General features: G+C 54.8%; 4 protein-coding genes and 1 tRNA gene. 1 reads left to right on the top strand and 4 read right to left on the bottom strand.

Annotated features, from left to right (window positions below; translation table 11 throughout):
• From RWJ43_RS05740 to carA, 4 genes are all read right to left on the bottom strand, one after another.
• Positions 1–476 (bottom strand): trigger factor family protein (locus RWJ43_RS05740; RefSeq protein ID WP_314008860.1); only part of this gene is annotated, 476 nt, incomplete at its 3' end.
• Positions 477–535: 59 nt separating this feature from the next.
• Positions 536–621 (bottom strand) — tRNA-Leu (locus RWJ43_RS05735).
• Between the two features lie 147 nt (positions 622–768).
• Positions 769–3,990 (bottom strand): carbamoyl-phosphate synthase large subunit, encoded by a 3,222-nt coding sequence (carB, locus tag RWJ43_RS05730; RefSeq protein ID WP_314008858.1) that lies wholly within the window; start codon positions 3,988–3,990, stop codon positions 769–771.
• Positions 3,990–5,243, bottom strand: coding sequence for a glutamine-hydrolyzing carbamoyl-phosphate synthase small subunit (carA, locus tag RWJ43_RS05725; RefSeq protein ID WP_035428762.1), 1,254 nt, complete (start codon positions 5,241–5,243; stop codon positions 3,990–3,992). Before carA ends, carB begins: the two co-directional genes overlap by 1 nt.
• Positions 5,244–5,408: 165 nt before the next feature.
• Here carA and RWJ43_RS05720 point away from each other — a divergent pair.
• The coding region (locus RWJ43_RS05720) for a DNA-3-methyladenine glycosylase (RefSeq protein WP_314008855.1) at positions 5,409–5,837 on the top strand (429 nt) is incomplete at its 3' end.

Below are 5,837 nucleotides of genomic sequence, written 5' to 3'. Positions count from 1 at the left end.
GTGTTCTCAAACTTAGCCTGGTAAGACAGAAGCTGCTTAATCTGGTGGTCAACCTCAGCCTCAGTTGCCTCATTTGGAGGCATGTTGATTGCAGGAGCATCGTAAGAGTCAAGCTTAGCCTCAGGACGAACGTTGAAGACTACCTCATAGGAGTAATCCTGACCCTCAACAGGAAGGTCTGCATCCTGGTTGTAATCACCACGGCCAACAGGGACAAGGTCAAGCTCCTCAAGGAGCTGTGGCTCTGCTGCGCCGAGAAGATCGTTGGTTGCCTGAGCAAGGACTGCCTCGCGGCCAACAATGCCGTCAATGACAGGACGAGGTGCGCGGCCCTTGCGGAAACCCTGGAAGGAATACTTGTTTGCAATGTCCTTGTAAGCCTGCTTAATGGCAGCGTCTACCTCTGCAGCAGGAACTGTAACCTTGACGGTGAGTTTCTCGTCAACTGGCTTATCTGCGGTAACGGTGATGTTCAACGTTCCTCCAGTGTCTCGTAAAAAATGCTGGCGTACCAGCGCTTAACCAAATTTCTGCATGGTGCGGGCGGAGGGAATCGAACCCCCACGGACTTAGTCCACTAGAACCTAAATCTAGCGCGTCTGCCAGTTCCGCCACGCCCGCATATTTATGCAGCCTTGCAATAATAACAAACTTTTGCGCTCTTCACTAGGAGAACTTCGTATTCTAAACACTTCCCTCACGAAAAAAGACCGGCCTTTTTCAAGACCGATCTTTGTTCAATTGAAAAGCTCATTCTCCAAGCACGTTTTAAAGATCTTGTAGTGCAAAGGTCTCGGGCTCACTCTTTCTTGCCGCAGCAAGTGCCTGAATAAGAGCGGTAGCAGCAGACATTGCGGTGACGCAGGTAATGCCCTGGCTGACAGCTTCTGCGCGCATCTTGGTGCCGTCGCTATGAGCCTCGTGACCATGAGGCGTATTGATGATGAAGCTGACGGTCTTATCGCGCATAAGGTCAACAACATTTGGATGACCATCGGAAATGCGGTTGACGGTGGTGCAGTCAATTCCAGCCGCACGCAGCGTCTTTGCGGTACCGCCCGTGGTGTAGATGCCATAGCCAAGGTTCTCCAGAGCCATAGCAACAGGAGCAATGGCGCGCTTATCGCGGTCGCACACACTGATAAAGACGGAGCCCTGCTCAGGTAGCTTGTTCTCAACTGCCTCGCGAGTCTTTGCGTACGCTGCTGGGAAGGTTCGGGCAATACCCATGACCTCACCGGTAGACTTCATCTCTGGGCCAAGGATTGAGTCAGCGCCAGGGAATCTAGACCAAGGCATGACCGCCTCTTTGACCGCGTAGTAATCGACGGTGCGATTTTCGTCTGGAAGCAGTCCTTGTGCTCTGAGCTCACTGATCTTCTCGCCAGCCATGATGCGAGATGCGTATTTGGCCAGGGAAACGCCAGTTGCCTTGGACGAGAATGGCACGGTTCTAGAAGCGCGAGGATTGAGCTCGATGACAAAGACGTGCTCATCGCGAACGGCGTACTGGATGTTTAGCAGACCTCGAATGCCGCAGGCAAGCGCCAGCTTTTTGGTGATGGCCCTAATCTGGTCAACAATCTTTTCAGAGAGCGAGAAGGGCGGCCAACAGCAAGCGGAGTCGCCAGAGTGAATACCGCACTCCTCAATGTGCTCCAGGACGGAGCCTACGTAGCACTCCTCGGTGTCGCAGAGAGCGTCGACGTCCAGCTCAATAGCGTCCTCGAGGAAGGCGTCCAGGTAGACAGGACGGTCTGGCGTGACGTGCGTCGCGGATTCCATGTAGGTGACCAGGTCGGAGTCGTCGTAGACAATGGCCATACCGCGACCACCAAGAACGTAGCTTGGGCGGACAATCAGTGGGTAGCCAATGCGGCGTGCAGCGTCGCGAGCCTCGTCCATGGTAGAAGCAACTGCCGAAGGAGGGCAGGCAATGTTCAGGCGATCCAGAAGGGCTGCGAAGCGGTCGCGGTCCTCTGCCAGGTCAATTGCCTCTGGCTGAGTACCCATGATAGGAACGCCGGCGTCCTTCAAGGCGCGTGCCAGCTTGATTGGCGTCTGGCCACCAAGGGTGACAATGACGCCTTCTGGCTTCTCAACCTCAATGACATCCATGACGTCTTCAAAGGTTAGAGGCTGGAAATACAGGCGATCAGAGGTGTCGTAGTCTGTAGAGACCGTCTCGGGGTTGCAGTTGACCATGACCGTCTCATAACCCTGCTCGCGAAGAGCGTAGGCAGCATGAACACAGCAGTAGTCAAACTCAATACCCTGACCAATACGGTTAGGACCAGCGGAAAGAATCATGACGCGTGGCTTTTCTGCCTTCACGTACTCTGTGGCGTTGCCCTTCTCGTAGGTAACGTAGTGGTACTGAGTGGTTGCACCAAACTCACCTGCGCAGGTATCAACTGTTTTGACCTGCGGACGAACACCCAGCACTTCCCTCACAGCACGGACAACGTCTGTCTTGGTACCGGTAAGGTGCGCAAGTTGCTCATCCGAGAAGCCCAGCTGTTTGGCAGCAAGCATGTTATCGGTGGTGAGACCAGAAAGCCCCAGCTCCTTGATGCGTTTCTCGGCGTTGATGATGCCTGCCATACGGTGCAGGTACCATGGATCAATACCGGTCATATCGTGGATGCGCTCAACGCTCCAATTTCTGCGCAGTGCCTCAGCAACGTAGAAAATACGCTCTGGTGTTGGCTTGCTGACGAGCTCATCGAAGTTCTTCTCGTCAAAGACATCGTGGCCGTCTGCGCCTAGACCAGCGCGATCTTGCTCCAGGGAACGAAGCGCCTTCTGCAGGGCCTCCTCAAAGGTTCTGCCCATGGCCATAGCCTCGCCAACCGACTTCATACGGGTGGTCAGAACGCGGCTGGTGCCCTTAAACTTGACAAAGGCAAAGCGAGGAACCTTGACCACGCAGTAGTCGATGGAAGGCTCAAAGGCAGCGGGAGTTGCCTTGGTGATGTCATTGGTAATCTCATCCAGCGTGTAGCCAACAGAGAGCAATGCCGCCATCTTTGCAATGGGGAAGCCAGTTGCCTTGGAAGCCAACGCTGAAGAGCGGCTGACGCGAGGGTTCATCTCAATGACAATGACGCGGCCGTTAGTTGGGTTGACCGCAAACTGAACGTTAGAGCCACCACAAGCAACACCTACACGCTCGAGAATGGCGATGGAGTAGTCGCGGAGGTTCTGGAGCTCTTCATCGGTAAGCGTCTGGGCTGGAGCAACGGTAATGGAGTCTCCCGTGTGGACGCCCATTGGATCGAGGTTCTCGATGGAGCAGACAACAATACCGTTACCTGCGGTATCGCGCATGACCTCCATCTCAATCTCTTTCCAACCCTCAATGGACTCCTCTACCAGCACCTCGTGCTCTGGGGAAAGCAAGAGGCCCTGTTCAACAATCTCTACGAGCTCTTCTGGGCTATGAGCAATGCCGCCGCCCGCGCCACCAAGGGTGAAGCTTGGGCGAATGACCACAGGGTATCCCAGGTCAGCAACAATACGCTGAGCGTCTTCCATGGAGTGAGCAATATCTGCGCGAGCAACCTCCAGGCCAATGTCCTGGACAGCCTCGCTGAAGAGTTCACGGTCCTCACCGGTGCGGATGGACTCCAGGTTGCAGCCGATGACCTCAATGTTGTACTTGTCAAGAACGCCCGCCTCGCCAAGGCTGATAGTACAGTTCAGAGCAGTCTGACCGCCCATGTTTGGCAGGAGCGCATCAGGACGCTCGCGCTCAATGACGCGGGTCACCGACTCAACGGTGATTGGCTCAACGTAGGTTCTATCTGCAGTTTCTGGATCGGTCATGATAGTTGCTGGGTTTGAGTTAACCAGAACAACCTCAAAGCCCTCTTTACGAAGGGCACGGCATGCTTGAGTGCCAGAATAGTCAAACTCGCAAGCCTGACCAATAACAATTGGACCAGAGCCAATGACTAGAATTTTCTTTATATCAGTACGCTTTGGCATTAGAAGCGCCTCCCCTCACGAACGTCGATGGCAAGATAGTCAGACTGTCCCTCCATCAAACGAGCAAATGCCTTGAACAAGTAGGATGAATCGTGAGGTCCTGGGCTTGCCTCAGGGTGATACTGGACGGAAAACGCTGGAATATCCAGGAACTGAATGCCCTCTGGAGTTCCGTCGTTAAGGTTGACGTGTGTGAGCCTGACACGGCCAAACTCCTTTGTCTGGACAACAGGAGCAATACGCCTTGCGGACCACTCACAGAGGTTGTCAAAGTGCTCGGAGATTCCACCAGACTCCTCTGCAATAAGCTTGCCCAAGCTTGGGAAAACCAGACCGTAATTGTGGTTTTGAGCAGTAATCTCAACCTTGCCGGTCAGAAGATTCATGACTGGTTCGTTGCCGCCATGGTGGCCAAATTTGAGTTTCTCGATATCTGCACCTGCGACAATGGAGAGCATCTGGTTGCCCAGGCAGATACCAAAGACGGGAACCTTGCCCAGAACGCCGCGAGCGGCCTCCTGCGTAGCGTCAACCTGCTCTGGGTCACCAGGGCCGTTGGAGAAGAAGATGCCGTCTGGGTTGTAGGCCAAGGCGTCCTCAGCAGGTGTGTTCCACGGTACAACCGTGACCTCGCAGCCGTTTGCTGCAAGACCCTGGAGAATGCCGTTCTTCTCGCCACAGTCGTACGCGACAACGTTGAAGCGCTTCTTAGACGTAGCAGGGACAACGTGAGGTGCATCGACGGAGACGTCGGGGACAAAGTTGTGCTCGGAGATGTTAGGCGATGCCTGGACGCGCGCGAGCAGGTGGGCAGGATCCAGGTCCTCGGTGGAGATAGCCGCCTTCTGTGCACCAAAGTCGCGCAGGTGCATGGTCAGCGCACGGGTATCGATGCCCTCGATGGCAACGACGCCATTTTCCTGCAGAAACTCAGGCAGGCTCTGCTTGGATGTCCAGTTGCTTGGCTCGTAGCACATGTCGTGGACGACAAAACCACGCAGGTGCAAGACGTCTCGCTGCATGACCGCAGGATCGATGCCGTAGTTGCCTACCTGCGGATAGGTCAGCGTGACAATCTGGCCGGCGTAACTTGGATCGGAGATAATCTCCTGGTAGCCGGTCATAGACGTGTTAAAAACAATCTCGCCGAAGGTCTCTCCGCTAGCACCACAGCACCTCCCCTCGAAGGTTGTTCCGTCTTCGAGAACAAGCAGCGCGCGAGGCTGCGAGGTGGCACTTGCCAGTGGATTCATATACTCTCCGATCTGCGTAGGAGCATGCCGAGCCATAAAAAAAGAGCACTCCTTGTGGAGGCTCAACAGCGAACATGCGCACTCAACGCTATGGGCCTTGCCGGTGTCTCGCACCGTCCTTAAAGGTTGGTAGTATTGTAACGCATAACCAATAAAGGAGATGGCATGTTTCCAGATTTTCTAGAGAATCCCTCAGATGTGGCCGCGCCGCTGCTGCTGGGATGCACTCTGACAAGGACAATTACGCTTAATGGTGAGAAACACAAACTAGTCGCAAGAATTGTGGAGACCGAAGCTTACGACCAAGACGATCCCGCGAGTCATGCGTTTGGTGGTCCTAGCGAGCGCAATGCAGCCATGTTTGGACCTGCGGGTCACCTCTACGTTTACGTTTCGTATGGTATGCATCACTGCTGCAATGTGGTATGCGGTCCTGAGGGCTTTGGCAGCGGTTGCTTGGTGCGCGCGGTTGAGCCTCTTGAGGGCACGGCGGCTATGCGCGAGCTCCGTGAAGCAGGACGCGCGGGTAAAGCGCATACGGGACATGTAGGTAAAGAGCAAGCGGAACGTGCGCGTAAGCACCCGCTCAAGCCG

It is taken from the genome of Lancefieldella parvula (assembly GCF_963530955.1).
In the GTDB taxonomy this organism is placed as follows: Bacteria; Actinomycetota; Coriobacteriia; order Coriobacteriales; family Atopobiaceae; genus Lancefieldella; species Lancefieldella parvula_A.
The sequence above is the reverse complement of the archived record's forward strand: the minus strand, read 5'-3'. Positions and strand labels throughout refer to the sequence as shown.

Excerpts from the sequence above, each read along its gene's own strand:
- carB (WP_314008858.1), bottom strand. The coding sequence starts at position 3,990 with ATGCCAAAGCGTACTGATATAAAGAAAATTCTAGTCATTGGCTCTGGT.
- carA (WP_035428762.1), bottom strand. The coding sequence starts at position 5,243 with ATGAATCCACTGGCAAGTGCCACCTCGCAGCCTCGCGCGCTGCTTGTT.